The organism is Micromonospora sp. BL4 (assembly GCF_003667505.1).
In the GTDB taxonomy this organism is placed as follows: domain Bacteria; phylum Actinomycetota; class Actinomycetes; order Mycobacteriales; family Micromonosporaceae; genus Micromonospora.
Window position 1 is genome coordinate 133,087 of sequence record NZ_RCVJ01000105.1, and the last position, 25,797, is coordinate 158,883.

28 protein-coding genes, 1 pseudogene and 1 riboswitch are annotated in these 25,797 nt (G+C 73.8%); of the genes and pseudogenes, 10 read left to right on the top strand and 19 right to left on the bottom strand.

What is annotated here, in order from left to right:
* Positions 1 to 6: 6 nt before the first annotated feature.
* Positions 7 to 142, bottom strand: a riboswitch (SAM riboswitch).
* A gap of 67 nt (positions 143 to 209) precedes the next feature.
* On the bottom strand, positions 210 to 1,175 hold the full coding sequence (locus EAD89_RS10725) for a DMT family transporter (RefSeq protein ID WP_121675584.1): 966 nt from the start codon (positions 1,173 to 1,175) through the stop codon (positions 210 to 212).
* A 91-nt stretch (positions 1,176 to 1,266) separates the two neighbouring features.
* Between EAD89_RS10725 and EAD89_RS10730 the strand changes: the two genes are divergently transcribed.
* Positions 1,267 to 1,572: a helix-turn-helix transcriptional regulator gene (locus tag EAD89_RS10730; protein WP_121675585.1), complete on the top strand. Its 306-nt coding sequence runs from the start codon at positions 1,267 to 1,269 to the stop codon at positions 1,570 to 1,572.
* 129 nt (positions 1,573 to 1,701) lie between these two features.
* Here EAD89_RS10730 and EAD89_RS10735 read toward each other — a convergent pair whose 3' ends face one another.
* Positions 1,702 to 2,151 (bottom strand): DoxX family protein, encoded by a 450-nt coding sequence (locus tag EAD89_RS10735; protein WP_121656576.1) that lies wholly within the window; start codon positions 2,149 to 2,151, stop codon positions 1,702 to 1,704.
* Positions 2,152 to 2,636: 485 nt separating this feature from the next.
* Here EAD89_RS10735 and EAD89_RS10740 point away from each other — a divergent pair, with 485 nt between their 5' ends.
* A complete protein-coding gene (locus tag EAD89_RS10740) occupies positions 2,637 to 3,344 on the top strand; it encodes a DUF4232 domain-containing protein (protein ID WP_121675586.1) in 708 nt (235 codons plus the stop codon).
* Here EAD89_RS10740 and EAD89_RS10745 read toward each other — a convergent pair.
* Together EAD89_RS10745 and EAD89_RS10750 are read right to left on the bottom strand one after the other, a co-directional pair.
* A complete protein-coding gene (locus tag EAD89_RS10745) occupies positions 3,339 to 4,235 on the bottom strand; it encodes an ABC transporter permease (protein ID WP_121656574.1) in 897 nt (298 codons plus the stop codon). The two genes, EAD89_RS10740 and EAD89_RS10745, sit on opposite strands and share 6 nt — an antisense overlap.
* Positions 4,235 to 7,099, bottom strand: coding sequence for an alpha/beta fold hydrolase (locus tag EAD89_RS10750; RefSeq protein ID WP_121675605.1), 2,865 nt, complete (start codon positions 7,097 to 7,099; stop codon positions 4,235 to 4,237). Before EAD89_RS10750 ends, EAD89_RS10745 begins: the two co-directional genes overlap by 1 nt.
* A gap of 374 nt (positions 7,100 to 7,473) precedes the next feature.
* Here EAD89_RS10750 and EAD89_RS10755 point away from each other — a divergent pair, with 374 nt between their 5' ends.
* The 8 genes from EAD89_RS10755 to EAD89_RS10790 all read left to right on the top strand — a co-directional run bounded on the left by EAD89_RS10755 (position 7,474) and on the right by EAD89_RS10790 (position 16,906).
* Positions 7,474 to 8,667, top strand: coding sequence for a hypothetical protein (locus EAD89_RS10755; protein ID WP_121675587.1), 1,194 nt, complete (start codon positions 7,474 to 7,476; stop codon positions 8,665 to 8,667).
* On the top strand, positions 8,654 to 11,326 hold the full coding sequence (locus EAD89_RS10760) for a nitrate- and nitrite sensing domain-containing protein (RefSeq protein ID WP_121675606.1): 2,673 nt from the start codon (positions 8,654 to 8,656) through the stop codon (positions 11,324 to 11,326). Before EAD89_RS10755 ends, EAD89_RS10760 begins: the two co-directional genes overlap by 14 nt.
* Positions 11,323 to 11,802 (top strand): roadblock/LC7 domain-containing protein, encoded by a 480-nt coding sequence (locus tag EAD89_RS10765; RefSeq protein WP_199723605.1) that lies wholly within the window; start codon positions 11,323 to 11,325, stop codon positions 11,800 to 11,802. The genes EAD89_RS10760 and EAD89_RS10765 overlap by 4 nt, the downstream gene beginning before the upstream one ends.
* A complete protein-coding gene (locus tag EAD89_RS10770; RefSeq protein ID WP_121675588.1) occupies positions 11,799 to 12,278 on the top strand; it encodes a DUF742 domain-containing protein in 480 nt (159 codons plus the stop codon). Before EAD89_RS10765 ends, EAD89_RS10770 begins: the two co-directional genes overlap by 4 nt.
* A complete protein-coding gene (locus tag EAD89_RS10775; protein ID WP_199733469.1) occupies positions 12,256 to 13,020 on the top strand; it encodes an ATP/GTP-binding protein in 765 nt (254 codons plus the stop codon). The genes EAD89_RS10770 and EAD89_RS10775 overlap by 23 nt, the downstream gene beginning before the upstream one ends.
* A gap of 38 nt (positions 13,021 to 13,058) precedes the next feature.
* Positions 13,059 to 13,577 (top strand): hypothetical protein, encoded by a 519-nt coding sequence (locus EAD89_RS10780; RefSeq protein WP_121657169.1) that lies wholly within the window; start codon positions 13,059 to 13,061, stop codon positions 13,575 to 13,577.
* Between the two features lie 35 nt (positions 13,578 to 13,612).
* Entirely contained in the window at positions 13,613 to 15,868 is a 2,256-nt protein-coding gene (locus tag EAD89_RS10785; RefSeq protein WP_121675589.1) for an AAA family ATPase, read from the top strand.
* A 105-nt stretch (positions 15,869 to 15,973) separates the two neighbouring features.
* Positions 15,974 to 16,906 (top strand): SMP-30/gluconolactonase/LRE family protein, encoded by a 933-nt coding sequence (locus EAD89_RS10790; protein WP_121675590.1) that lies wholly within the window; start codon positions 15,974 to 15,976, stop codon positions 16,904 to 16,906.
* Between the two features lie 43 nt (positions 16,907 to 16,949).
* On the opposite strand, the gene EAD89_RS10795 is transcribed toward EAD89_RS10790, so the two are convergent.
* The 15 genes and pseudogenes from EAD89_RS10795 to EAD89_RS10865 all read right to left on the bottom strand — a co-directional run bounded on the left by EAD89_RS10795 (position 16,950) and on the right by EAD89_RS10865 (position 25,630).
* A complete protein-coding gene (locus tag EAD89_RS10795) occupies positions 16,950 to 17,303 on the bottom strand; it encodes a gas vesicle protein K (protein WP_121675591.1) in 354 nt (117 codons plus the stop codon).
* Positions 17,300 to 17,512 (bottom strand): gas vesicle protein, encoded by a 213-nt coding sequence (locus EAD89_RS10800; RefSeq protein WP_121657181.1) that lies wholly within the window; start codon positions 17,510 to 17,512, stop codon positions 17,300 to 17,302. Before EAD89_RS10800 ends, EAD89_RS10795 begins: the two co-directional genes overlap by 4 nt.
* Positions 17,509 to 18,336: a GvpL/GvpF family gas vesicle protein gene (locus tag EAD89_RS10805; RefSeq protein WP_121675592.1), complete on the bottom strand. Its 828-nt coding sequence runs from the start codon at positions 18,334 to 18,336 to the stop codon at positions 17,509 to 17,511. The genes EAD89_RS10800 and EAD89_RS10805 overlap by 4 nt, the downstream gene beginning before the upstream one ends.
* Positions 18,320 to 18,703, bottom strand: a complete 384-nt coding sequence (gene gvpJ, locus EAD89_RS10810; protein ID WP_121657174.1) for a gas vesicle protein GvpJ — start codon at positions 18,701 to 18,703, stop codon at positions 18,320 to 18,322. Before gvpJ (EAD89_RS10810) ends, EAD89_RS10805 begins: the two co-directional genes overlap by 17 nt.
* A gap of 1 nt (position 18,704) precedes the next feature.
* Entirely contained in the window at positions 18,705 to 19,037 is a 333-nt protein-coding gene (locus EAD89_RS10815) for a gas vesicle protein (protein ID WP_121657175.1), read from the bottom strand.
* Positions 19,003 to 19,326, bottom strand: coding sequence for a gas vesicle protein GvpG (locus EAD89_RS10820; RefSeq protein ID WP_121675593.1), 324 nt, complete (start codon positions 19,324 to 19,326; stop codon positions 19,003 to 19,005). The genes EAD89_RS10815 and EAD89_RS10820 overlap by 35 nt, the downstream gene beginning before the upstream one ends.
* A 3-nt stretch (positions 19,327 to 19,329) precedes the next feature.
* Positions 19,330 to 20,085 carry a GvpL/GvpF family gas vesicle protein gene (locus EAD89_RS10825; protein WP_121675594.1) on the bottom strand — a complete coding sequence of 252 codons (756 nt, stop codon included), beginning with the start codon at positions 20,083 to 20,085 and terminating at the stop codon, positions 19,330 to 19,332.
* A gap of 136 nt (positions 20,086 to 20,221) precedes the next feature.
* Positions 20,222 to 20,440: pseudogene (gene gvpJ, locus EAD89_RS31350) on the bottom strand (gas vesicle protein GvpJ); the annotation flags it as partial.
* Positions 20,437 to 21,648 carry an SRPBCC family protein gene (locus EAD89_RS10835; RefSeq protein ID WP_121675596.1) on the bottom strand — a complete coding sequence of 404 codons (1,212 nt, stop codon included), beginning with the start codon at positions 21,646 to 21,648 and terminating at the stop codon, positions 20,437 to 20,439. The pseudogene gvpJ (EAD89_RS31350) and the gene EAD89_RS10835, both read right to left, overlap by 4 nt.
* A 2-nt stretch (positions 21,649 to 21,650) precedes the next feature.
* Complete coding sequence (locus tag EAD89_RS10840; protein ID WP_199733470.1) at positions 21,651 to 22,094, bottom strand: hypothetical protein; 444 nt, start codon at positions 22,092 to 22,094, stop codon at positions 21,651 to 21,653.
* Positions 22,095 to 22,367: 273 nt separating this feature from the next.
* On the bottom strand, positions 22,368 to 22,877 hold the full coding sequence (locus EAD89_RS10845; protein ID WP_121675597.1) for a GNAT family N-acetyltransferase: 510 nt from the start codon (positions 22,875 to 22,877) through the stop codon (positions 22,368 to 22,370).
* 140 nt (positions 22,878 to 23,017) lie between these two features.
* Entirely contained in the window at positions 23,018 to 23,824 is an 807-nt protein-coding gene (locus tag EAD89_RS10850) for a hypothetical protein (protein WP_233578477.1), read from the bottom strand.
* A gap of 51 nt (positions 23,825 to 23,875) precedes the next feature.
* Positions 23,876 to 24,529 carry a DUF3618 domain-containing protein gene (locus EAD89_RS10855; protein WP_121652257.1) on the bottom strand — a complete coding sequence of 218 codons (654 nt, stop codon included), beginning with the start codon at positions 24,527 to 24,529 and terminating at the stop codon, positions 23,876 to 23,878.
* A 22-nt stretch (positions 24,530 to 24,551) separates the two neighbouring features.
* Entirely contained in the window at positions 24,552 to 24,947 is a 396-nt protein-coding gene (locus tag EAD89_RS10860) for a phage holin family protein (RefSeq protein ID WP_121652258.1), read from the bottom strand.
* Positions 24,944 to 25,630, bottom strand: coding sequence for a hypothetical protein (locus tag EAD89_RS10865; RefSeq protein ID WP_121652259.1), 687 nt, complete (start codon positions 25,628 to 25,630; stop codon positions 24,944 to 24,946). The genes EAD89_RS10860 and EAD89_RS10865 overlap by 4 nt, the downstream gene beginning before the upstream one ends.
* Positions 25,631 to 25,797 lie beyond the last annotated feature (167 nt).

Here is a 25,797-nt window from a genome sequence, read left to right on the forward strand (position 1 = left end):
AGGGTCCTCTCATCTTTCCCCGCATCGCACGGTGCGGCGGGGACGGAATTGGCACCTGCCCCGCGGGTCGCTCAGCGGTGAGCGCGCGGGGTGGTTGCCGGGGCGTCGTCGGGCCGTATCCCTCAGCCCCTCTGGATGAGGTATTCAGTTGTGCCGTCGAGTCTAGGCAAAGCCGGGCGCAGCCTCCAGCGCAGATCCCAGTGAGTGGGTCAGCGGGCGCGCACCACCGCGACGGGGTCGATCACCGCGACGGGGTCGGTGACGGCGTTCGCCTGGTACGCGGAGGCGGTGCGGGGCCGGGTGACGAGGTTCGCGGCGACCAGGGCGGCGATGGTGATCGCGGCACCGACCAGCTCGACCGGCTCCGGCCGGTAGCCGCGGGCGATCTGCACCGCGAAGGTGGTCACCGGGACCAGGTTCATGAACAGCGCGGCGTTGGCGGCGCCGAGCCGCTGCACGCCGGTGTTCCAGGCCAGCACCGCGACCACGGCGCCCAGGATCACGACGTACGCCAGCTGCGGCGCAACCGCCACCAGGTCGGCGCCGCCCGGAGCGTGCTGCCAGCCGATTCCGTCGGCGAGCACGCTCGCGGCGAGCATGGCGGCCGTGCCGGCGAGCGCGGTGAGGGTGGTGTACCGCAGCGGAGACCAACCGCCGAACCGGCCGGCGCCGTGGGTGTAGATGCCCCAGCCGAGCACCGCGCCGATCATCATCAGACCGCCGAGACCGAACTGACCGACGCCGGCCAGGCTGCCGCGCGTGATCACCAGCCCGACGCCGAGGAGCGCGACCAGCGAGAGGGCCAGCAGGAGCGGCTTCGGCCGTACGCCGTCCCGGACCCAGCGGACCAGCTGGGTGATGACGGGGGTGGTCGCCACGAAGAGGGCGATCTGCTGCGGTGCGGCGTGCTCCAGCGCCAGGTTGGTGAGCACGTTGAAGCCGGCGAAGCCGACCACGCCGAGCACCGCCACCTCGACCGCCCGGCCGCCGAGCCGCAGCGCGCCGGCGCCCTCGCGGAGCAGCAGGATGCCGACCAGGATGACGGCGGCCAGCAGGTAGCGCGCGGTGGTCAGGTTGAGCGGATCGACCCGGGGAAGCGCACTGGCCAGGATCGGGAACATCACTCCCCAGCTGAGCACAGCCAGTAGCGGGTAGGCGGCGGCGCGGGATCGCATCGGCAGCTCCTATGTTCGAGTATCGTCGAACCAACGACACCGACCCTAGGAGGATGTTCGACGATTGTCGAACAAGGGTTACACTGCTCACATGGAGCCGCACGAACCCGACCTGGCCGCCGTACCGGTCACCGCCGTGCTGGCCGCACTCGCCGACGACGTGCGGTTGCAGATCGTGCGGGCGCTCGCCGAGGGCGGCGAGCACGCCTGCGGCACCTTCGAATTCGGAGTCTCCAAGGCGACCCGCAGCCACCACCTCAAGGTGCTGCGCGAGGCCGGCCTGACCCGCACCCGCGCCGCCGGCACCAGCCGCTACGTCCGGCTCCGCCGCGACGAGTTGGACCGCCTCTACCCCGGCCTGCTGGACGCGGTTCTCACCCCCCGCCCGCCGGCCTGACGCCACACCACCCGCTTTCGCCGGCGCCCCGCTGGCGCCGGCGCCCCGCTGGCGCCGGCGCCCCGCCGGCGCCGGCGCGTCGCCGGAGCCACCTCGTCGAGGCTCCGGCCACGCGCGGCACGGGTGCGGTCAGACGGATACCGGGCTGGGCTCGGCCACCGGTGGCGACGGATCGTCGGCGCGACGTCGGAAGAGCAGCGGGTCGAGTGCCCAGGGCCCCGAGCCGAGTGCGGCGACCAGCAGGAACGACCAGCAGAAGAGCGCTGCCAGCTCACCACCGTTGTGCAGAGGCAGCAGGCCGTCCGGCTGGTGCACGACGAAGTAGGCGTACGCCATCGAGCCGGACGCGAGCAGCGCGGCGGGTCGGGTGAAGAGGCCGAACAGCACGAGCGCGCCGCAGATGAGCTGGATCAGGGCGGCCCACCAGCCCGGCCAGGTGCCGAGCGGTACCGCCTTGCCGGTCATCGGGTTGCCGCCGAACAACCCGAAGACCGAGGACAGGCCGTGCAACGTGAACAGCAGTCCGGTCACGATGCGGAACAGGGACAGGGTCGGCCCGCCGAGCCGAGAGACGTTCATGGATACCTCCATTGACAGGAACAGCCCTGGCCAGCCCGTGCCAGGGATCACCTCGCATCGATCGCGGTGCCCATGGGAGCGCTCCCGAAGTGACGGTACAGCCCGTGCGGCTCTCCGTACAGCCCGTGAAGCTGCCCTGAACACGGGGTGGGATCCCGGCCTCATCGCGCCGCGGCGCGGTTCGCCTCGACCCGGGCTCCGCCGGGCACAGGGTCACTGCTGAGCGGTATACCTCAGAGTCATTTTTATGACTCTGAGGTATACCGCTCGCCGCAGTCATGGCTCGAGGACTGCGACACGCCGCCAGAGCGCTGGCGGCGGCTGACCTGCCCAACGATGACCGGGTTACGCAGGCCGCGGTGCCGCTGTCGGTGGCTCGACGGTATCGAGCGATGTCGCAAACGATTCAGCCCCAGAGGTCCATCAGGAGTAGGTCCGACCGAGCCAGCAGCGGGCGGGACGGCCACGTACGCGAGGATCGGCTCATGATCTTCCGCAGGACGGCAACACGGCGACGGGCCGGCACGGCGACCCGGACGGTCGCGGCGGTCGCGGCGGCGCTCACGCTCGGCGCCTGTCAGTCCGCCGATCATCGCGGCCAGTCCGGGGACGGCTCGCGCACGACGCCCGGACGCGTCACCGCGCCCGGAGCGTCCACGAGCCCCGACCCGATGGCCGAGTGTCCGGCGTCCGGCATCCAGATCCGGTCGACCGGGTCGGACGCCGCGATGGGCCTGCGTGCCCTCGGCCTCGAACTGGTCAACTGCGGTGACCGCCCGTACCAGCTCAACGGATACCCGGTGCTGCACCTGTTCGACGAGCAGCGCGAGCCGATCATGCTGCGCGTCGTCAACGGCGCCAAGGAGATCACCTCGGGCTTCGACCAGCCGCCCCGGAAGGTCACCCTCGCCCCTCAGGAGCGGGCCACCGCCGTGGTGCTGTGGCGCAACCTGGTCACCGATCCGACCGTGGTGGCCACCAACGGGGAGTATCTGACGGTGGCGCCCGCTGCCGGGCAGCCGGCCGCGGAGGTCGACCCGGACGGGCCCGTCGACCTGGGCAACACCGGCCGGATCGGCGTCAGCGCCTGGAAGAAGGCCGACCCGCCCACGCCGGTGCCGACGCGCCCGGCCCCACCGCCGGCACCGAGCGCGGTGCCGTCGTCGGTGAGCCCGCCCGACAGCCGGCTATGACGTGATGTCCTTGCGGGTGAACCGCCAGAAGGCCAGCCCCCAGAACAGCGTCGCGTAGCTGATCGCCGAGATGCTGCCGCGCACCACGTCGTCGGTCTGCACCGGGGTGGAGAGCAGCCCCAGCCAGGCGGTGCTGAAGTGGGTGGGCAGGAAATCGCGCAGCGCGCCGAGGGCGGTGATCTGGTCCAGGATGCTGGACAGGATCCAGAGCAGCACCGCGCCGCCCACCGCGCCCAGCGCGGCGTCCGTGGTCACCGACAGCAGGAACGCCAGCCCGGCCACCACCAGCAGGACGACCGCCAGGTAGCCGAGCACGGCCAGCAACCGGAGCAGCCCCTCGGTGGGTTCCAGCTCGGCGGCGACCGTGCTGCGCAGCGGCGACCAGCCGTAGCGCAGCGTGCCAGCCAGCAGCGCGGTGCCGGCCAGAAGGACCAGGGCCAGCCCCGAGTACGCGAGCGCGACCACCAGCTTCACCGTCAGCAACCGGGCCCGGGGCACCGGGATCGCCAGCAGGTAGCGCAGGCTGCCCCAGCTCGCCTCACTGGCCACCGTGTCGCCGCAGAACAGCGCGACGACCACCACCAGCAGGAACGACGCCGACACGAAGATCGAGAAGAGAGTGAAGTTGAGGCCACCCGAGGTGGCCAGCTCGACCAGGCTGGAGAACTCGTTGCGGCCGTTGTCGTCGTCGCCGCCCGAATCGAACTGGAACGCGATCAGGATGATCAGCGGCAGCAGCACCATGAAGCCGAGCGCCAGCTGGGTCCGCCGCCGGGACGCCTGCCGACGGAATTCCGCCGCGAACGGCATCGTCGCCGACGGCCGGTAGCCCCGGGCCGCGCCGGCCGGGTCGGTGACGCCCATCGGCGTCTCGACGGAAGAGCCAGCCATCACCGGTCACCGCTTCCCCGAGAGTTCTCGCCCACCAGGGCGAGGAACGCGTCCTCCAGGCGGCGCCGGGGCACCACCCGGTCCACACCGATGCCGGCGCGCACCAACTCGGCCACCACGTCGCTGCGGGCCGTGCCGTTGGTGTCGACCACCAGCTGACCATCGCTCTCCGGCAGCACCCGGACCCCGTGCAGCCGGTCCAGGACCGCCCGCGCCGCCACCGGGTCGGTGACGTCGAAGAGGACGCTCGGCGACTCGCCCACGATCTCCTCCACCGGCCCGGACGCCACGATCCGGCCCTTGTTCACCACGACGGCGTGCGTGCAGGTCTGCTCCACCTCGGCCAGCAGGTGGCTGGAGACCAGCACCGCCCTGCCGTCGGTGGCGTACCGCTGGAGCACGCGGCGCATCTCGGCGATCTGTGGCGGGTCGAGCCCGTCGGTCGGCTCGTCCAGCACCAGCAGCTCCGGCAGGCCGAGCATGGCCTGGGCGATGGCCAGTCGCTGGCGCATCCCGTGGCTGTAGTTCTTGATCTTCCGGTGCACGGAGTCGCCCAGGCCGGCGATCTCCAGCGCCGCGTCGAACTGCGCGTCCTCCCACGGCCGCCCGGTGGCCCGCCAGTACGCCTTCAGGTTGTCCAGTCCGGACAGGTGCGGCAGGAAGCCCGGCCCCTCCACCAGCGCGCCGATTCGGGAGAGCACCGGCGAACCGGGCACCAGCCGGCGACCGAAGACGTAGATCTCCCCGGCGGTCGGCTGGGTCAGCCCCATCAGCACCCGCAGCGTGGTGGTCTTACCGGCGCCGTTCGGCCCGAGCAGGCCCACGACCTGACCCGGGTGCACCTCGAAGTCCACGTTCGACACCGCGACGAAGCCGTCCGCGTACTCCTTGCGCAGTGCGCGCACGGCCAGCGGCGTGTCCGCGTACTCCGGATGCACCGACCGGTCCTGGCGGCGGTGCCGGCGGCGGACCACGGCCACGACCACGACGAGACCGATCGCGATGGCGGCGAGCAGGCCGGCGAGCACCCAGCGCCAGATCGTCGCCGTGGTGGGGATCGGCTCCCCGCCGACCGTGGGCAGGCTGACCGCGCCGTCCGCCGCCACCGTGTAGACGGTGGGCTGGGCCGGCGTGGTGTACGCCTGGTCGGAGGTGGCCACCACGACGCGCAGCCGGTGGCCGGCCTCCACCCGTCGGACGATCCCGGGCAGCGTCACGGTGACCGGGCGGGCGTCCTGCACCCGCTGCGGCAGACCGGTGAGCCGGATCGGGGCGACCAGCCCGTTCGGCAGGGTGGCCCCGCCCTCCGGGTCGACGTCGTAGAGCTTGACGAAGAGCACCGCCTCGCCGGTCGGTGAGGCGGCCCGCAAGGTGACGGTGGGGGCGCCGGCCACGTCGACCGCGTCGGTCAGCGGCGCCGACTCGAACCGGGCGTGTTGGCCGGGCACGTCGCCGGCCACACCGTCCAGCAGCGAGGCGAGCCCGCCCGCGAACGGGACCGAGGAGATGGCGGCCGGGTTGCCGTTCGGCGGGTTCGCGATCGGTTGCGCCGGGCCGGTGACCACGACCTCCCGACGGGCGGTGCCGGTCAGGCCCGGGTAGTCGGCGCGGCGGAAGCCGGTGGCGACCAGGCCCCGGTCGAGCGCGTCGAAACCGGCGATCCGCGACCAGGTGAAGTCGTCGCCGGGCGCGTCGCCCTCCCCCTTGACGTAGTGGTCGAGCCACTGGACGGTCAGAAACTTCACCCGGTCCGAGTCCGAACGGGGGCCCGCGCCGCCGTCGTGCCCACCGGTGAACCAGGCGACGCGCACCGGCGTGCCGGCGGCGGCGATGCCCTCGGCGTTGGCGTCCGCCTCGCCGAGCGGGAAGAGGGTGTCCGCCTCACCCTGCACCAGCAGGGTGGGCGCCTTGATCCGGTCCAGCACGCCCGCCGGGCTGGACCGGCGCAGCAGGTCCACGGCGGCCTGGTCGGCCCGACCGGTGGTGGCGATCCGCAGGTACGCGGCGCACACGTCGGCGGCGAACCGGCCGCAGGACGGGTCGGCGGCACCCGCCGGGGCGCCACTCGGACCGGTACCCGGACCGGCGCCCGGCCCCGGGCTCGGTGGGCCGGCGGAGGCCGGCGCGCCCTCCGGCTGGGCGGCGGTCCCGCCGGAGAGCCCGGCCGGGCCGCTGCCCACGTTGCCGCCCCCACCGAAGAAGAGACCGGCCCAGCCCTTCTTGAACACGCCCTCGGTCGGCGCCCCGCCGGTGCTCTCCGGCAGGAACGCCCGGGACAGGTCGTTCCAGGTGATCATGGGGACGATCGCGTCCACCCGGCGGTCCTGGGCGGCCAGCAGAAGCGCCAGCCCACCGCCGTACGAGCCGCCGACCACGCCGACCTTCGGATCGCCGGCGCCGTCGGTGCGCACCTCCGGGCGGGCGGCCAGCCAGTCCAGCAGCCGTTGCGCGTCGCGTACCTCGTGGTCCGGACTGTCCAGGTGGATCTCGCCGCCGCTGCGGCCGAAGCCCCGCGCGGTCCAGGTGAGCACCGCGTAGCCGCGCCCGGCGAACTCCTCCGCGTCGGAGCGCACCGACTCCTTGGTGCCGCCGAACCCGTGCGCCAACAGCACCGCCGGCACCTTGCGACCGGACGAGGCGTCGGTCGGCAGGTAGAAGGTGGTGTCCAGGTCCACCGGCTGGTCGCCGGACGGTCCGGAACGGACCGTGAGCATCGCGCTCTCGGTGCGTACGCCCGGCCCCTGCGGCCACACCGCCCAGGTCACGGCGGCCGCCAGGAGGACGACGACCGCCGCTGCGGCGATCGCTCGGCGGCGGGTGGGCAGGGCACGCCGGAACCACGCGGCCGGCGACGGCGATCTCATGCGGCACACGGTACGGGCCACAGGCTGAGCGTTGGCTGAGATCCGCCGTACGTCCGTCCGGTTGCTCCGATCGGCGGTCGGACGAGGTGCGACCGCGCACCGTCGAAGGCGGCACAGTGAGTTGAGTTCGGATCACGTGAATTCCGATCTTCGGCGGATATCCACCTCGATCCCTTCATGTCACACCCGCCGATGGGACACAGCGTGCCCGCAACACGGACGAACGGTGACATCGCTCGAACTGACGCAAACCTGACTCACCGGCAGCCGGTTCGCCCACGGGCGATTCGGCTAGTTTTCCGGTCCGGTGCACGGGACTCGTCGGCGAACCCGCCACCGCGCCGACCCCCCGCCCGAAGCCGGAGGAGACACACATGACAGTCCCCGCGCCGCGGGCCCGTCGACGGCCGTCCAGGTGGGGCCGACTACTGCCGCTGCTGCTCGTCACGGCGCTGCTGGCGCCGATCGGCCTGCTCCTGGTGCAGACCTGGCGGCAGACCGGCGACAACCGCGACCTGGCCGCCCGGGAACGGCTCGGCGTGCAGTACCTCCGTGCCCTCGCCCCGGTCACCGACGCCCTGATCGAGACCCAGTCCGCCGCGGTCAACGGTCGCCCCGCCCCCCGCGAGGCGCTGACCCGCGCGGTCGAGGACGCCGCCGCGGTGGATGCCCGGATCGGCACCGAGCTGCGCAGCCAGGAACGCTGGGCCGGCCTGCGGACCAAACTGGAGGCGCTGAACGGCCGCAGCCCCACCGACCCCGAGTCCGCCTACACCGCGTACGGCGAGGTCACCGATCTGCTGCTGGCCCTGCACCGCAAGGTCCGGGAAAGCTCCGGGCTGGTTCGTGACCCGGGCGCCGACTCCTTCTTCCTCCAGGACAGCGCCGGCCAGCAGCTGCCCGAAGCGCTGGTGGCCGCCGGCCGGCTCGCCGACCTGGGCACCCTCGCCCCTCGCCGGCCGGCCGCCGAGCAGGCCCGCAGCCTGATCGAGCTGACCGGACTGCGGGTGGCCGCGCTGACGCCCGCCACCGACCTGGTCGACAACCTGCGCTCCGCGGTGGACAGCTCGGAGAGCACCGACCTGGGCGCCAACGTGCTGACCCCGCTGGACACCTACCAGCGCTCGGTCGAGGCGCTGGCCGCGTCGTCCGCCCCGGCCCCCGCCACGGGCGCGGTGGACCCGGCCAGGCTGGCCGCCGCCCGACTCGACACGCACACGGCCGCCCTCCAGCTCCAGCCGGTCATCCTCAGTGAGCTGGACGCCCTGCTGATCGAGCGGATCGACGCGCTGGACCGGGACCGCTGGCAGACCATCGGGGCCGGGGTGACCGCCCTGCTGCTGCTGGGTTGGCTCGCCGCGCTGCTCATCGCCGCCGGCCGTCGCGCCCGCCGCCGCGCCACGCTGCCCGCAACGCGCGCCGACAGCCCCGACCTCCCACCATCGGGCGACCCCTGGCAGCCGGCGATCCACACCGGTCGACCGGGTGACCCGCGGCCGCTGCAACCGGTCGGCGCGACCCGCGACCCGGAAACCGCCCAGTGGGGACCGTCCGATGCTGCTCGGTAGGCTCCGGATCCGCGGCAAGCTCGCGCTGCTCGTGGTCATCCCCCTGCTCAGCATGGTCGGCCTCGCCGTGCCCGTGGTGCTCGACCGGGTGGCCGCGGCCCAGCGCGCCAGCGACATCGCCGAGCGGGTGCGACTCGCCAGCCGCGTCGGCAGCCTGGTGCAGGACCTCCAGCAGGAACGCATCCTCTCGGTCGGCTTCCTGCTCGGCCGGGTGGAACGCGCCGAACTGGTCCGCAAGACCGCCGACGTGGACGACCGCGTCGCCGACCTGCGGGCCGGGGGCAGCGACGCGCTGACCGACCAGGTCGACCACGCCCTGCACGGCGTGTCCAGCCTCATCGACCTGCGGACCGCCGTCCTCGCCCGGGCCGCCAGCCCGACCCAGGTGATGGACGCGTTCGGCCCGGTCAACCGGGGAATGATCGACTCACTGCGGCTGCCGTTCAGCGTGGACACCGACACCCGGCCGGGCCGCCAGGTGCTGGCCCTGGACGGGCTGCTGCGCGCCGACGAGGGGCTGGGCGCCTGCGCCACCCTGATCGTGCTGGTCAAGGCGACCGGCAGCGCGCAGGCCAGCGCCGGGTACGTGGCCTGCATGGCCGCCCTCCAGGTGGACAGCCAGCGCTTCCGCAGTCTGATCACGCCCGAGCAATTGACGGTGGCCCGGCTCAACGACGTGGCGGTGGCCGCCCGTACCAGCTCCGACTTCCTGGTCACCAGCGCCCGGGACCCGGCCGGAGCGATCCGCGACATCCCACTGGACGCGCTGTTCCCGTCCGTCCGGTCGATGATCCGGCTCGGCCAGTTCATCGAGAAGAAGCTGGTCGCCGACGTACTCGCCGAGGTGACCGCCGAGCAGCGGCGGGCGCTGACCGCCGCGTACCTCGTCGGAGGCGCCGCGGCGCTGATCCTGGCGGTGGTGGTGCTGCTCAGCACGGCCGTCGCCCGTACGGTGGCCCGGCCGCTGACCCGCCTCACCCGCTCCGCCGACCGGGTCGCGCGGGTCGCCGAGGCCGAGCTGGTGCGGGTCACCGACGACGAGGCGGAGAGCGCCCAGCCGGTCCGGCTGGATCCGGTGGACATCCGGGCCAACGACGAGATCGGCGACCTGGCCCGGGCCTTCGACCGGGTGCAGAGCACCGCGGCCCGGCTGGTCGAACGGCAGGTCGCCGGCCGGCGCAACGTGGCGCAGATGTTCGGCCACGTCGGGCGCCGCACCCAGAACCTGGTGGGCCGGCAGCTCGCGCTGATCGACCGGCTCGAACAGCAGGAGGTCGACCCGGGTCGGCTGGAGCACCTGTACCGGCTCGACCACATCTCCAGCCGGCTGCGGCGCAACGCCGGCAGCCTGGTGGTGCTCTCCGGATCGGCCGGGGCGGACGCGCACACCGCGCCGGTGCCGCTGGCCGACGTGGTCCGGCTGGCGCTCGGCGAGATCGAGGACTACACCCGGGTGGAGGTGCGGGTGCCGGCCGGCATCTCGGCCGCGCCGGCCGTGGTCGGCGACCTCATCCTGGCGCTGGCCGAACTGATGGAGAACGCCACCATCTTCTCCCCGCCGCACACCCGGGTGCTGGTGGCCGGTGAGGCGTCCGGGCTCGGTGCCCGGATCACGGTGGTGGACCGCGGCATCGGGATGAGCGAGCAGCGACTGGCCGACGAGAACGCACGGCTCACCCGGCGGGAGCGGCTCGACCTGGCACCGACCGAGGTGCTCGGCCTCTTCGTGGTGGGCCGGTTGGCCCGCCGCCACGGCTGGGTGGTGAGCCTGGCCGCCACCGACGGCGGCGGGGTAACGGCCCAGCTGGAGATCCCACCGGCGTCGCTGGTGCTCCGACGCGCCGACCGGGCCGGGGCCACCGTCGCCCGGGCCGCCGTGCCCGAACGGGACCGGCGTTCGCCGGCCGCGCTCGGTCACGGCCGGGGCGCACGATCCCTCACGGCCACCGCCGCACCGGCCGGCTTCGACCCGGATCTGCTCAGCCGGGCCACCCGCAGCCTGGAGTCCGGTGCGTCCTGGGACGCGTTCGGCAGCGGGGCACCGGCCGCCGCCGACACGACGCCACCCGCACCGGTCGACCTCCCACTCACCGAGTCGGGCCTGCCCCGACGACCGGGGCGCGGGGCGAAAGGTGGCGGCGCGGGCATCGCCGGCGCCGGCATCGGCAATCCCAACCGCACCGTGCCGGGTCCGGCCCCGGCAAGCCCGGAACCATCGGGGACGCCGAGCGGCCCGCCGGTCCGGCAGCGGGTGCCCGGGGCCAGCCTGAGCGCCGCCTCCGCGCCGGTCGGGCCGGTGGACGCCACCGGCGCCGACCCGGCCGCCGCCCGCGCGCTCGTCGAGGCGTTCCAGTCCGGCGTACGACGGGCCGAGCTGAACGCCGCTGCCCCCGGCAACGGTGACCTCGCCGGGCACTGGTCGGCGGGGACCGTCGCCGACACCGCCGGCCCGACCGGGGCGACGCCGGGCCGGCCCCTGCTGAGCCGGCGGGTGCCCGGGGCGAACGTCACCGCCACCCCGCCCGCCCAGCCGGCCAGCTCGCACCTCGGCGACCCGGCCGAGGTCCGCGATCTCCTCAACGATTTCGAGGCGGGCGTCGCCCGCGCTCTTCGCGAAGTCAGCCCAGACCGCCGGAACGAAGAAGGATCATCACGGTGACCAGCCCCTTTCTGCACGACAACGTCGACCACCAGAGCCAGTCCGGCGCCGCCGCCGGGGACCTCAGCCCGGAGGCCCGCACGTTCAACTGGCTGCTGGACTCCTTCACCTCCAGCACGGCCGGGGTGCTGGAGGCGATAGCGGTCTCCTCGGACGGGTTGCTGATGGCCATGTCGGCGATCAAGGACCGGTCCAACGCGGAGCGGCTCGCCGCCGTGGTCTCCGGCATGACCAGCCTCGCCGGCGGGGCGGCCAGTTGGTACGCCCTCGGCGGCCTCAACCGGGTCATCGTCGACATGGCCGACGGCTACCTGCTGATCAGCGCGATCAGCAGTGGATCCGTGCTCGGTGTGGTCGCGGACCGGTCGGCGAACCTGGGCACGGTCGCGTACGAGATGACGCTCTTCGCCGGACGGGCCGGCGGCGCCCTCACGCCGCGGCTGATCGTCGAGCTGAAGAACGCCGTCCAGCAATGACCCGGGACGTCGCCGGTGAGGATCCGGACCCGGGGCCTGGCGCCCGGATCCGTCCCTACCTGCGCGCGGCGCCCTCGACCGAGGGCGACGGGTCGGCGGAACCAGCGACGGAGGTGGGCGCCGGCTGGCCGGCGGGTCCCCGGCCGTTCGTGCTCACCTCCGGACGGGTGGCGGGCGCGGACCCGGCGATCGGGCTGGAGACGCAGGTGACCGTCCGTCCGGACAGCGGCCCGTGGACCGCCCCGCCGCCCGCTCCCCTGGCGCCGGAGCTCATGGCGATCATCGCGCTCTGCGCCGAGCCCATCTCGGTGGCCGAGCTCTCGGCACGGACCCGGTTGCACTTCGGCGTGACCCGGGTCCTGGTGGGCGACCTGCGTGCCGCCGGACACCTGGACGTGCACGTCACCGACGCCGACCACGCCTACGACCCCGACCTCATCCTGCGAGTGATTGATGGACTCCGTGCGATCTCCTGAATGGCCGGTCGCCCCGCTCGGGGGACTCGCCGGCAACAGCGCCGCCGCCCGCTACGGCACCACGCCGGGCATCGGCCCGGTGCTCGGGCGCACCGGCCCGCCACCGGCCGTGCCACCTCCCCCGTACCGACTGCCGGCCAGCAGCGGGGCGACGCCACCGCCGGCCCACCGGCCGCCGGCCGCGCCACCCGTTCCGGTCAAGCTCCTGATCGCGGGCGGGTTCGGGGTCGGCAAGACCACCACGGTCGGGGCGATCTCCGAGATCGCGCCGCTGACCACCGAGGCCGAGATGACCAGCGCCGGGATCGGGGTGGACGACCGGGGCAGCCGGTCGAGCAAGACCACCACCACCGTGGCGATGGACTTCGGTTGCGTGACCATCGACCGAAGCCTGAAGCTGTACCTGTTCGGCACTCCCGGGCAGGCACGGTTCGGCTTCATGTGGGACGACCTCGCCCGGGGCGCGCTCGGCGCGCTGGTGGTGGTCGACAGCGCCCGGTTGGACGACTGCTTCCCGGCGATCGACTTCTTCGAGCGGGCCGGCCTGCCGTTCGTGGTCGGGGTCAACGCCTTCGACGGACGGGTGGCCCTGGAGCTGGGTGAGATCCGGTGGGCGCTGGCCATCGGAGATCATGTACCTCTGGTGCAGTTCGACGCTCGGGACCGGCTCTCGGTGCGGGACGCCCTGCTGGTCGTCCTGGACCGTGCGCTGGACCGGGCCACCCGGGACAGGAGGGCCTGAGCCGACCGGCTCCGGCCGTGGCGGGAAGGGGTGATCTGGTGAGGGGCGACCTGGACGAGACGCTGGCCCGGCTGGCCCGGCGCGAGGAGGCGCTGCGTCGGCGGGCCCACGATCGCGACGAGCACGCATCGCCGGGTCCGGCCGGTGGACCGGCCGACCCGGGCGGTGGCCGCACCGACGCCCGAAACGGCGGGCCGGGGCGGCACGCGGGGCGGGACACCCCCGGCGAGGTCTCCGGCTGGGGCCCGGTCGAGGAGGTGGCCGAGGCGGTACGCCAGGTCGTCGGCGCTCACCCGGGGCTGGCGGTGACCGTCCGTGTCGAGCACGGCGGGCGGACGTACCCGCTGCTGATCTCCTGGGACGGTCCGCACGTCACGGTCGGTCCGGAGCCCTCGGCGGCCCCGGTGGAGCCCCCGCCGGCCTGGCCGCTGTCCGGCCGGACGGTGCCGGCCTGGGCTCCCGGCCCGAACGGTCTGACCCCGGACCCGGCCGCCCGGCTGGCCGAGCTGATCCGGCGGGACCCGTCGCTGCTGGACGAGTTGGATCCCCGGCGCTGACCGCGGGACTGGCTGACGGCGGCTACGGTCGGGCGGTGGCCCAACCCGACCTGACTCTCACGGCGAGCCTGCGGCCGGCGGCGCTGGACGCCCGGCGCGGCGTCGTCCGGCTGCACCCGGAGGTGCTGACCGCGCTGGGGCTGCGCCCCGGCGACCCGGTCCGGCTGGTCGGCCGACGGGAGACGGCCGGCATCGTTGCGGCGGCCGGGCCGGGCGCGGGCGCCGCCCTGCTGTACGCCGACGACCTGACGCTGGGCAACCTCGGCCTGCACGACGGCGGCCAGGTACGGGTGATCCCGGCGTCGCTGATCCCGGCGAGCCGGGTGACCCTGGCCGGGCCGGTGGAGGTGGTGGCGGCGGTCAGCCCGGAGATGCTCCGGCTCGCTCTGCTGGGCAAGGTGGTCACGCCCGGCGACGACGTTTCGCTGTTGCCGCAGGACGTGCTGCCGGACGCCTCGGTGCGCAGCCTGATCGAGGCGGCCCGACGCAGCCTCGCCAACACGGTCGGGTTCGCCTGGACCAGCACCCTGCTCACCGTGGTCGCGGTCGAGCCCGCCGCGGGCGCGCTGGTCACCATGGACACGCTGGTCGGCTGGGAGCACGGCCCGGTCACCCACGGCGCTGTTCCCGGCCGGCTCGCCCCGGCGGAACGGCCCCCCGGGGGCCCCGGCGGGCACCGGCCGGCTGCGGCTCCGACCGATGCGGCCGTGGACCCGCTGGAGGAGGACGACGCGCCCGACGTCGACGAGCTGCCCGGGCTGCGGGCCCAGGCCGAGGAGCTGACCGAGCTGCTCGACCTCGGCTTCCACCATCGGGAGGTGCTGGGCCGGCTGGGCACCACCGTCTCGCTGGGAGTGCTGCTCGGTGGACCGGCCGGCTCCGGCAAATCGGCCCTGGTCCGGGCGGTCGCGGCCCGGGTCGGCGCCCGCGTCCACCCGCTCTGGGCACCCGAGGTCGCCGCGCTGGCCAACCAGGCCGCCGCCGACCGGCTTCGTGCCGTGGCGGCGGCGGTCCGCGCCGGCGGGCCGGCGGTGCTGCTGGTCACCGATGTGGAGGCCCTCGCCCCGGCGGACGAGCCCGGCCCGGTGGCGACCGTGTTCCGCCAGGTGCTCGCGGAGACCGTCCGCTCCGGTGCCGCCGTGGTGTGCACCACCGGCCGGCCGGAGGCGGTCGACCCGGCGCTGCGCGCGCCGGATCTGCTGTCCCTGCGGATCAGCATCCCCCTGCCCGACCCGGCGCTGCGCCGCGAGCAGCTCACCGTGCTGACCCGGCAGGTGCCGCTGGCGGACGACGTCCGGCTGGACGAGGTGGCCGGGCGTACCCCCGGATTCGTCGCGGCGGACCTGGCGGCGCTGGTCCGGGAGGCTGGGGTACGGGCCGCGCTGCGGCAGAAGTCGGCCGAGACGCCGACCGTGTCGATGGCCGACTTCACGGCCGCTCTGGAGGTGGTCCGGCCGACGACGATGGCCGCGTCCACGCTGGAGCTGGCCTCGGTGACCCTGGACGACGTGGGTGATCTGGTCGAGGTGAAGCAGACGCTGAGCGAGTCGGTGCTCTGGCCGCTGACCTACCCGGACACCTTCGCCCGGCTCGGCGTGCAGCCGCCGCGCGGTGTGCTGCTCTACGGGCCGCCGGGCTGCGGCAAGACGTATCTGGTCACCGCGCTGGCCGGCTCGGGTCGGGCGAACGTGCTCTCGGTGAAGGGCGCGGAGCTGCTCTCCAAGTGGGTGGGCGAGAGCGAACGCGCGGTCCGTGAGTTGTTCCGCCGGGCCCGGGAGGCGGCCCCGACGCTGATCTTCCTGGACGAGGTGGACGCGCTGGCGCCGGTCCGTGGCCAGGCCACCGACGGGGGGACCACGGACCGGGTGGTCGCGGCGCTGCTCACCGAGCTGGATGGTGTGGAGACGCTGCGCAACGTGGTGGTGGTCGGCGCGACGAACCGGCCGGACCTGGTCGACCCGGCGCTGCTGCGGCCGGGCCGGCTGGAACGGCTGGTCTACGTGCCGCCGCCGGACGGCGCGGCCCGGGCCGACATCCTGCGGGCCGCGTCCCGGAACGTGCCGCTCGCGCCGGACGTCGACCTGGCCGCACTCGGCGGGGAGCTGGACGGATTCTCCGCGGCCGACTGTGCGGCGCTGCTCCGGGAGGCGGCGCTGGCCGCGATGCGGGAGTCGTTGGCGGCGGCCACGGTCACCGCCGCGCACGTCGCCACGGCGCGACGCCGGGTCCGTCCGTCGCTGGACCCGGCCCAGGTCGCCTGGCTGGCCGCGTACGCGGCCGAGCGAGGGTGACCGGACCAAACTGATCCGCGAGTCAACCTTCCGTCGCACCCAGGGTGTTCCTAGGACGTCACATTCCTCAGTGGAGTTATCCACAACGACGTCAGGCGGTGTTTCTTGCGCAAGCTGCTTTCGCTCCTCCTCGTTCCCCTGGTGGCGGCGGCCACCCTCACCACGGTCGGTTCGCCGGCAGCGGCCCATCCGGCGAAGCCGTTCCCGGCCCGGATCGCCCTGCCCAACGGGTTCACCCCCGAAGGGCTGACGATCGGACGGGGCACCACCGTGTACGTCAGCTCGATTTTGGATGGTGCGGTGTGGCGCGGTGACTTACGTACCGGCCGTGGCTCGGTGCTGATCCCGGCCGTGCCGGGCAAGGACAAGGCCGGCCTGAAGCTCGACCAGCAGGGCCGGCTGTGGACCGCCGACTTCTCCGGTGGCGGCGCCAGCGTCTACGACGCCGGGACCGGCAAGCTGCTGGCCCACTACCAGTTCGCCGACGAGCCGGGCAGCTACGTCAACGACCTGGTGATCACCAAGCGGGCGGTCTACTTCACCGACTCCGGCAAGCAGGTGCTGTACGTGGTGCCGCTCGGCCACGGTGGCCGCCTGCCGGCCGCCACGGCGTTCCGGGTGCTGTCGCTCAGCGGACCGGCTGCGACGCCGGACGCCTACCACAACGGGATCGTGGAACTGCCGGACGGGGACCTGCTGGTCGCGCAGATGCTGCCCGGCCGGCTGGTACGCATCGACCCGCGCACCGGCCACAGCCGCCTCGTCGACCTGGGCGGCTACTCGGTGGAGCGGGCCGACGGCCTGGTGCTGCGCGGTCACACCCTCTACGTGATCCGCAACCTGACGAACGTCATCGCGGTGGTCCGACTCAACGGTGGGTACACCGCCGGGGCGGTGCAGCGGGAGATCACCGGCCCGGAGCTGCGGTCGCCGGCCACCGGTGACCTGCTCGGTTCGGCGTTGTACGTGGTGAACGGCCGGTTCGACGTGGAGTCCACGCCGGACACCGACTACGACATCGTCCGGGTGCGCGCCTGATCCACTGGTCGGCGGCGACCCCGTCGGGGGTTGCCGCCGGCCGTCAGTCGGTCGGGAGCAGCGGACCGAGTGGGCCGAGGTCCAGATTGAGGTCCTCCGGGGCCAGGCCGAAGTGGTCGCGTAGCCCGGCCATCTGCTCCTCCAACGCCATCAGCGTCACCCCGATCCGCTCGATCTGCTCCTCGGTCAGGTCACCGAGGTCGACCCGGCGCAGCGCCTGCCGCTCCATCAGCTGCCGCAGCAACTCGACGATCGTGAGCACCAGGCTGGCCAGCCCGCGCTCAACCGAGTCGCGGTCCACCGCGATCCGACGGTCCAGCGGCGTGACCCGGGGCGGCTGCCACGACTCCCCGCCCAGCGCGGCGGCCAGGTCCGCCGCCTCGCTCCGCCCGGTCATCCGGCGTGCTCCGGCGGGGGCAGCGCGCCGACCGAGGCGACCAGCGCACGCAACGAGATCCGGACGAGGTCCACGTCGGCGATGGCCAGGGTGAGGTCGCCGCTGATCACGACCCCGGTGGCGAGCACCCGGTCGAGCAGGTCCACCAGGGCGACCGGCCGGTAGGCCAGCGGATCGTCCGCGCTGCTCGGTGCGAGCGCGGACGTCACCACGGCTCCCGCACGGTGAGCGCCGGCTCCGGCCGTTCCGCGACGAAGGAGTACGCCGGCCACGGCCCGGTCAGCTCCAGCCGGATCTCCGGATGCCGAGCGCCCAACGCGTCGACGAGGTCGGTGAAGCCGGACAGCGCCACTAGGTCCACCAGGTACGCCCCGTTGAGCACCATCGGGGTGGACGCCCCGGAGAGTCGCCGGTCCTGCGGCGCGTGCCGCCGGCCCGCCACGGCCAGCTCGCACAGCGCGGCGTGCACCGCGTCCGCCGCCGCGGTCGCCGCTTGCTGACCCTCCTCCCGGGCGGTCAACTGCGCCCGCCGCCGCCGCAGGTACGCCGTCCCCACACCGCCGGCCCCGACAGGTTCGGCGCTCGCGGTGGCCACGCCCGGCCCCAGGTAACCCTTCACACCCCACTCGCCGCGTCCGGTGAGACGGTCCAGGGTGGCGACCAACTCGGCCCGGCGGGCGGCGAGTGACCCGGCCACGCGTTCGTCGTCGGTGTGCACGGTGGCGAGCCGGGCCGGCACCACCGGCCCCCGACGGGCCAGCGCCTCGACCACGCCGTGGTGCGCCCGGGCCGCCCGCTCCAGCCACGCCAGGTCCTCCAGGTTGCGGCGCAGCGGCTGCTCGCCGTACTCGTCCAGCGGCGCGGTGCTGACCACGGCGACCAGGCCGGCGGCGGACACCGCCCGGACCGGCGCGCCGTCCATCCCGGCGATCACCGCCAACGCCGCCGGATCGGCATCCCGGACCACGCCGTGCAGCCAGGCCCCGGCGACCGGGGCGGGCCGGTCAGCGGCCACCTCAACCGTCGAACTCATTCCACTCCTCCAACTCGGCGTCCCGGCGGCGCGCCCGGGCCGCCACCCGGGGCCGGCGCTCCGCCTCGACCTGCTCCGGGTCACGCGGTCCCGGCTCCACCGGGGGCCGAGCCCGCGAGCTGAGCCACGGGTCGTGCTCCCACCAGTCGATGCCGATCTGCCGGGCGGTGTCGACCGACGCGATGACCAGCCGCAGTTTCAGCGTCAGCAGCTCGATGTCGAGCAGGCTGACCCGGATGTCACCGGCGATCACGATGCCCCGGTCGAGCACCCGCTCCAGGATGTCGCCCAGGTTGGCCGGCTCGTGGCCGGCGGGCAGGACCTGGCCGGAGTTCTGCACCACCGACGGCGGCTGCGCAGCGGTCATTTCAGCCCACCTCACCCTTTCCGCGCTGGTAGCGCCGCACCCGCCGGTAGCCGAGCAGACCACCCTCGATGTCCAGCTCCACCTCGTAGAGGCCGAGCAGATCGACGGAGGCGGGAATCCGGTGCGCCTCCACCAGCTCCACCCCGACCAGCCAGCCGTCCTCGGTGGCCTCCAGCGACGTGGTCCCGGACGGCTCCCGGCCGGTCACCTCGACCAGCTGCCGCAGCCCCGCCCGAGCCGCCTCGGCCGCCGACACCGGCTCGACGTACTCGTCGTCGGGATGGTCCTCGGCAGCCGGATCACGCCGTCGAGCCCGGACGCCTTCGTCGGTCATCGCGCGCACCTCCCTCGCGTGCCGGACCACGCCGGGGCGGGCGGGGCCGTGCTCCGGCTGGGCCGGCGCCTCCGGTCAGCCGGTTCAGGACCCGCTGCTCGGCCCGGTCGCGTTCCTCGGCGCTCAGTTCACCGGCGGCCGCCGCCGCGTCCAACTCCTCCAGCTCGCGCCGGACGTTCACCGGGTTCCGCTGCCGCGACTCGGCCTCCCGGGCAACCACCCCGACCACCGCGGTCAGGCCGCGCACCGGCGCGTACGGCAGGGTCAGCAGCGCCCAGAGCAGGTCCACCGGTCAGCCCGCCAGTTGGTGCGCGCTGACGAAGTCGTACGGGGCGAGCGGGCCGAGCAACCGCATTCGCAGCAGGCCCCGACGGTGCTGCGCGTACTCCTCCAGGGCGTCGACCAGGGCGGCCTCCTGGTCCGTGTCGACCAGCAGCGCCAGGTGCGCCGCGTCCAGCTCGTGGCTGGGAGGGCGCAGTTGGGCGGACACGACGTACTCGGCCGTGGCGTCGAGCAGGCGCCGGTTCTCCGCCTCGCGGCGCAGCTCCACCGCCTGGCTGATCAGCTCCCCGAGCCGGATCCGTGGCTCGCGGCTGGCCGCTTCGGACCGGCCGCGTACCTGCTCGGCGAGCCCGGCGGCGGTCGGATTCTCGTCGAGCACCCCACGCAGCAGCGTCCGCTCGTCGAAGCGACCGTGCACCACGTACTGCACCCGGCCCTCCAACTCGGCGAGCGCGGCGGCGAACCGGTCGTGGTGCGGCCGGAGCAGGTCGACCACCGCGTCCGGCCCGGTGACCACGGTGCCGAACCGCACCGGCAGCACCGGCGCCACCGCCGCCGTCCCGTCCAGCAGCTCCTGGTACGCCCGCAGGTCCGCCGAGCGGCCCAGCGGCGCGTCCAACGGCACCTCACTGACCAGGGCTCCGAGGTCGCCGTGCCGGATCACCGCCACCTCGCCGGGTGGTTCGCCGACCCCGGCGGCGTCGGGCGTCGCCTCCACGTCGGCCGGCACGAGGCCGTAGATGAACAGTCCCGTCTCGTCCGCCACGTCAACTCCTCCCGAGGTCCCGCACGTTGCCGGTGACCTCCCCGACCGAGTCGGTGACGTCCCGGACGGCGCCGGTGACACCGCCGACCAGGCCGGCCAGTCCCTCACCCTCCTCCGGGGCGATGTCCAGCCGGTCGACCGCTTCGGCGAACCGCAGGTACGTCTCGATGCTCGCCACCACCACCCGGGCGTTGATCTCCACCAGGGGAATGCCGACGACGCCGACGGTCACCTGCGCGTCGATCACCACGCCCTTGTCGAGCACGGTCTCCACCACGTCGGCGAGCCCGCCGGCGGCGGAGCCCACGCGTTCCAGGGCCCCGCCGGCACCGCCCTCGTCGGATACGAGCGTCACTCGTCCTCCTCCCGGCGGCGGCGCACCACGGGCCGGCGCGGCGGTTCCGGTCCGCGTCGCACCGGTGGCCGGGGCCGCTGCGGCTCCTCGCGCGGCTGGGCGCGTCGTGCCCGCTCGGGAGCGCGGCGACGCGGCGCCGGCGGCGGCTCCTCGTCGGGTTCGTCCGCGTACCCCTCGTCGTAGCCGTCCTCGTACGCCTCGTACTCCTCGTCGTACTCCGGCTCGACCGGCCGGCGGGGTGGTCGCTGGCGCAGCCGCCCGGCGGGCCGCCGCCGCGGCGGCTCCTCCCCGCTCGGCTCCTCCTCGGCGAACTCGTCGGTCTCGGGGCCGGGCCCGCCGCGTCGCTCCGGGCCGCGCTGGTCCCGTTCGCGCTCCTCGCGCAGGCCCGTCTCGTGGTCCTTGACCACCTGGGAGTCGCGGATCTCGCCGCGCCAGCCCTCCACCTGGTCCGGGTCGAGTGCCACCTCGGTCATCACGTGCCGGACGAAGTGCTTCAGTTCCAGCCGCACCCGCCGGCCCTGGGCGCGCCACAGGTTGCCGGTGTGCTCGAAGAGGCCCTGCGGGTGGTACTCCAGCACCACCAGGATGCGCGTCAGGTCCGGGGTGATCTCGTGGAAGCTGACGGTGCCGTCGACCGAGCCCTTCTCACCCTTGGACCGCCAGTGGATGAGCTTGTCCGGCACCTGCCGGACGATGGTCGACTCCCAGGTCCGGTGCGACCAGAAGACCTGCGCCTTCCAGGTCAGCTTCTCGTCCGAATCGGTGTCGACGTTCTCGACCTTCTTCATGAAGCTCGGGAAATCACCGAACTGCGTCCACTGGTTGTACGCGGCCCGCACCGGCACGCCGACCTCGATCGTCTCGACGATGTTGGTGACCTTCTTCTTGCCGCCCTTGCCGCCGCTCTTTCCGCCCGCGCGGCCGAGAGCCGACATCACCTTCTCCTTACCGCCGGCCATCCCGGCATGCACCATCGCCTTCATCGGTGAGCCGCCCTCGGCGAGCTTCTGCGCACCGGTGGCGGCGGCGATCAGGCCGGGTCCGCCGCCCTGGCGCGCGTACTCACTGAGCCGGCCGGTCGCGCCGGTGATCCGTTCGGTCACCGCCGTCATCGCCCGTTCGCCGATCGCCTCGGCCAGGTTGCGTACCTCGTCGGCCAACTGGCCGCGGACCTTGTCACCGAGCCCACCCGGATTGGAGTTCGCCATGGTCACCGCCCCCGCCGCTGCCCGGCCGACGCGTCGTCCCGGTCGGTCCGGTCCGCCGTGTCGCGGTCGGTGCCGTCGTCGCCGCCCGTGTCGTCGTCGTGGCCCGTGTCATCGTCCCGGGCGCCGCCCTGGCCTCCGGACCGGCGACGCAGCGCGTCGGCCGAACCGCGCAGCCGACCGGTGAGCGCGTCCACGCCGCTGCCGGCAGCCGCGGTGGCGGCGGATCGGCCGGCGTTGACCAGTGGCCCGCCGAGCCGGCCCAGGTTGCCCAGCTGGGGGGACGAGTGCAGCAGGTCGCTCCCCCGCTTCAGCAGCCCACCGGGGTCCCGGCTGGCGCGGCCGGCGGCCACCGCGGCGGCGAGGGTGAGTGCGGTACGTAGCTTGCGTCGGCGGCCCAGCAGGTAGCCGAAGCCCACCGCCAACCCGATTCGTGTTCCGGTCTTCATCGGTTCTCCTTCTTCCCCGGGGGTCCGGACGCCTGCCACTGGGGGCCAGAGAAGGGCTACCGGGGAATAGCGCGAAGCATGCCTTCGATCAGGCGTCCCGTATCTGCGGACCCGCCGGGCAGTACCCGTCGGCATTCCACCGAAACCGTTCCGACAATTTACGTCCGTATCGGAGAACGCCATCAGGAAATGCGGGAATGGACGCCCCAGAACGGACGTCCAGGCGGCAACCACCAGGAGAAACGACAGAGGAGACGAACGCGCAGAATCGCTTCAGAGCGCTGGCGGCGTCGAATCAAGGCAGATTTCGGCGCGCACCTTGCCACCATCCTGGCGCAAGGTGGCACCGCACTTTTTCAGTACGCCGACCGCGCCGACGTTGTCCGCTGTCGTCTCCGCCACCACGGCCCGCATGCCGGCCCGGGCCGCGGCGTTCAGCAACTCGCGCAGAGCACTCGCGCCGATCCCCTGTCCGCGCGCCGAGCGACCGAGCCACATCCCGGCCTCGACTGTGCCGGGCTCGTCACAGCGCGTCATCCGGACCATGCCCACCACCTCGCCGCCGACGAGGATCGCGTACATCTGGGAACGGGTCGGGCCGTCCAGGCCCTCGAAGCTCGCCCGGTGAAAGTCCCGGAACGCCTCCCGGCGGGCGAGCGACCAACCGGCGGGAGCCTCGACCGGAGGCATCACATCGCCGGGCTCGGCCTCGGCAGCCGCTACGGAGAGCAATGGCTCCAGGTTCTGCTCATCCACCGGCTCCAACCGGACCGCACCCGCCACGTGCCGCAGTCTGCCGCCCTCATCGGCCGAAGTCCACCCCATTGGGCATCCACTGGCGGTCCGGCTACCGGTACCGACCGGTCGGACCGCCCGACCGTCCACCTCACGCTCTGTTGCTACCCGGCGGAGTCGCCGGGCCCTCAGGTCTCCGGCCCGAACTCGCAGAAGACCACCGAGGCGTCGTCGGTGGGCTTGTGCCGGCGCAGCCGGTCGGGGTGGTCGCGTTCGGCCTCGCGGACCCGGTCGAGCAACGCGCCGGGGCCCTCGACGCTCAGCATGTCCAGCAGCCCCACCCAGTCGGTCAGCCCGAACTGGTCGACAGCGCTGGACGCGCCGTCGCTGAGCAACGCCGCCCGGCGCACCGCAGCCGGCCCCCGCAGGGGCGCCGTCCCGGTCACCGCGTGGAAGGCCGCGTCCGGGTCGGCCGCCGCCACCCAGTAGCCGTGCGTACGGTTCATCCGTTCCCGCTGGACGCCCACGGCGTGCCGGAAGCGGGTCACCGGGTCCGCGCCCGCCGGCACGGTGGCGACCGTCCGGCGCAGCTCGGCCACCGACGCCTCCAGCCGGTCGTCGGTCACCACGCTGACCTGGCCGGTGTCCAGCACCAGCGGGCTGTCGCAGAGCACCAGGTAGTCCACCTTGTCGCCGCACTCACGCAGCAGGCAGACGGTGCTGGACGGGGTGCCGGGATGATCAAGGTCGCACTGCCCGCCGTGGTCGGCACGGACGGCGAGAATGGCCGCGGCCAGGTTGCTGGTCAGCCTGGCCGACGGGCGTGCCGCCTCGGCCACGCCGATCCGGGCGGCCAGGTGCCGGACATACCACTCCGGCCCGTGCACGCAGCCGGTGTCGAAGCCCTCCGGCACGGTCGCGCCGTCCAGAACCCCGACCAGCGGGCCGAACCGGAAGACCAGGTCCTCGTTCACCAGCCGGCCCGGGGCTGGCACGGACGCGGAGCGTACCCGCATCATCGGTGCCAGCCCCGCCGCCCGGCCGGGTCAGCGCTGCCGGAGGTCGTCGGCGGCCGCATGCGCCTGCCCCTGCATCTGCCCGGCGGCCGAGCGGCCCTGGTCGCGTACCGCGGACATCCCCTGCTCGGCGGTGGACCGCACCGACTGCGCCGCCTGCTGCGCGGGCTCCCGGAGGTTGTCCTGCATCTGGTGGCCGATCTGGCTCGCCTGCCCGCGCAGCTGGTCGGAGTGCTCACTCACCATGCCCCGCGCGCGGCCGGCGAGTTGCCGCTCACGCCCGGTCGACGGAAGCAGCGAGGCGGCCAGCAGCCCGACGCCGAAGGCGACCACGCCGGCGGCCAACGGGTTGCCCTGCGTCTGCTCCCGGGACTGCCGCCCGAGCGAGCGCGCCTCGTCCCGCACGGAGCCCATGGCCCCTCGGGACTGCTGTCCGAGCGACCGGGTCTCGTCGCGTACCGAGCCGGCGACGTGCGACATCCGCTGGCTGGCCTCCTGCCCCATGTGGCTCGAGCTACCCATCACCTTCTCCTTCGCTCGCGTGACCGCATCGCGGGCCTGCCCGACGCGCTCGCCCGCGATCCGACGCGGGTTGACCCTGTCGGCCAGTGCGTCGACGTCATTGCTCAACTCGTCGCGGGTGGTCTCGATCTCCCGCCGGATCCGATCCGGATCACTGGACATGATCCTCTCCCTTCCGACTCGTTCACCGACCCCGCAGGGCGTCGGGCATCTCCCGGGCGGTCTGCTTCGTCCGGGGCAGCACCGCACGTGCCCGCTGGAGCTGGCTCCGGGCGTTGATGAAGAGGCCACCGGCCACGACCGCCCAGATCACGGCGACGATCAGCGCCGCCCAGCCCTGGTCCATCGTGTTGGAGAGCCCCCACCACACCGCGTACGACACGAACAGGACGGCGAGGAACCCGGCCAGCCCGGCCCCACCGAACATGCCGCCGGCCTTGCCGGCCTGACTCGCCTCCTCGCGGAGTTCGGCCTTGGCCAGCTCGACCTCCTTGCGCATCAGCGTGGAGAGGTCCCGGGTGACGTCACCCAGCAGGTCGCCGACCGAGGCCTGGGCCCGCTCCTTCTCGGGGGCACTCATGGCGCCACCCCGCCTGGCAGGTCCCGCTGCGGCCGATCGGCCGGCGAGAGGTTCTGCGCCCGAGCCGTACCCATGTACGGCTGATCAGGCTGGTACCGCTCGTCGAGTGCACGGTCGTACGGCCGCGGTCCACCCCCGTCCGGATGCTCGTACTCGCCCGCCTGGCCGCCGGACATCCCTGCGCCGCCGCCGCTGGTCAGACCACGGGTGAGTCGCCCGACCAGCAGTCCGGCAACCGCCGCGCCGGCCAGGAACACCCCCGGGTTGCGTCGGGCGTACGTGCGTACCTCGTCCAGGACGTCCCCCGGCTCCCGTCCGTCCAGCCAGCCGGCGGCCCGTTGCGCGGCGTCCCCCGCCCGGCGGACCGCCTGGCCGGCCAGCCCGGAGTCACCGTCCCGCTCGGCCATCGAGTTGAGCCCCTGGCCCAGGTCGCGCAGCCCGTCGACAGCCCGCTGCTGTTGCGACCGGGCCTGCTCACGGAGCTGGCCGGTGGCCTCCCCGGTCAGGTTCCGGGCCTGCTGGCGCGCTTCCGCGGCCACCTGCCCGCCCTGCTCGGCGGCAGTGTGGGCCACCTGTCCACCGGCCTGCGCGGCCTGCTGTCCGACCCGGGACGCCTCCTGCCGAGCCTGCTGTGCGGTGCCGGTCGCACCCTGTGGTGGCCGGCTCGGGTTGTTACCCGTCATAGCCCGCTCCCTCCGTCGGCCCGGAGCCGCGTGCCAGCGACCCGGGACGCACCCCGCCTACCCGCCGAATCTGGTGCCATGCTTCCGCCGGTCTGGACGGACCGGGCGCCGGAAACGTCGTTCCCGGCGATCGGCGACCTGGGGCCGACATCCGACAATCAGGAGTC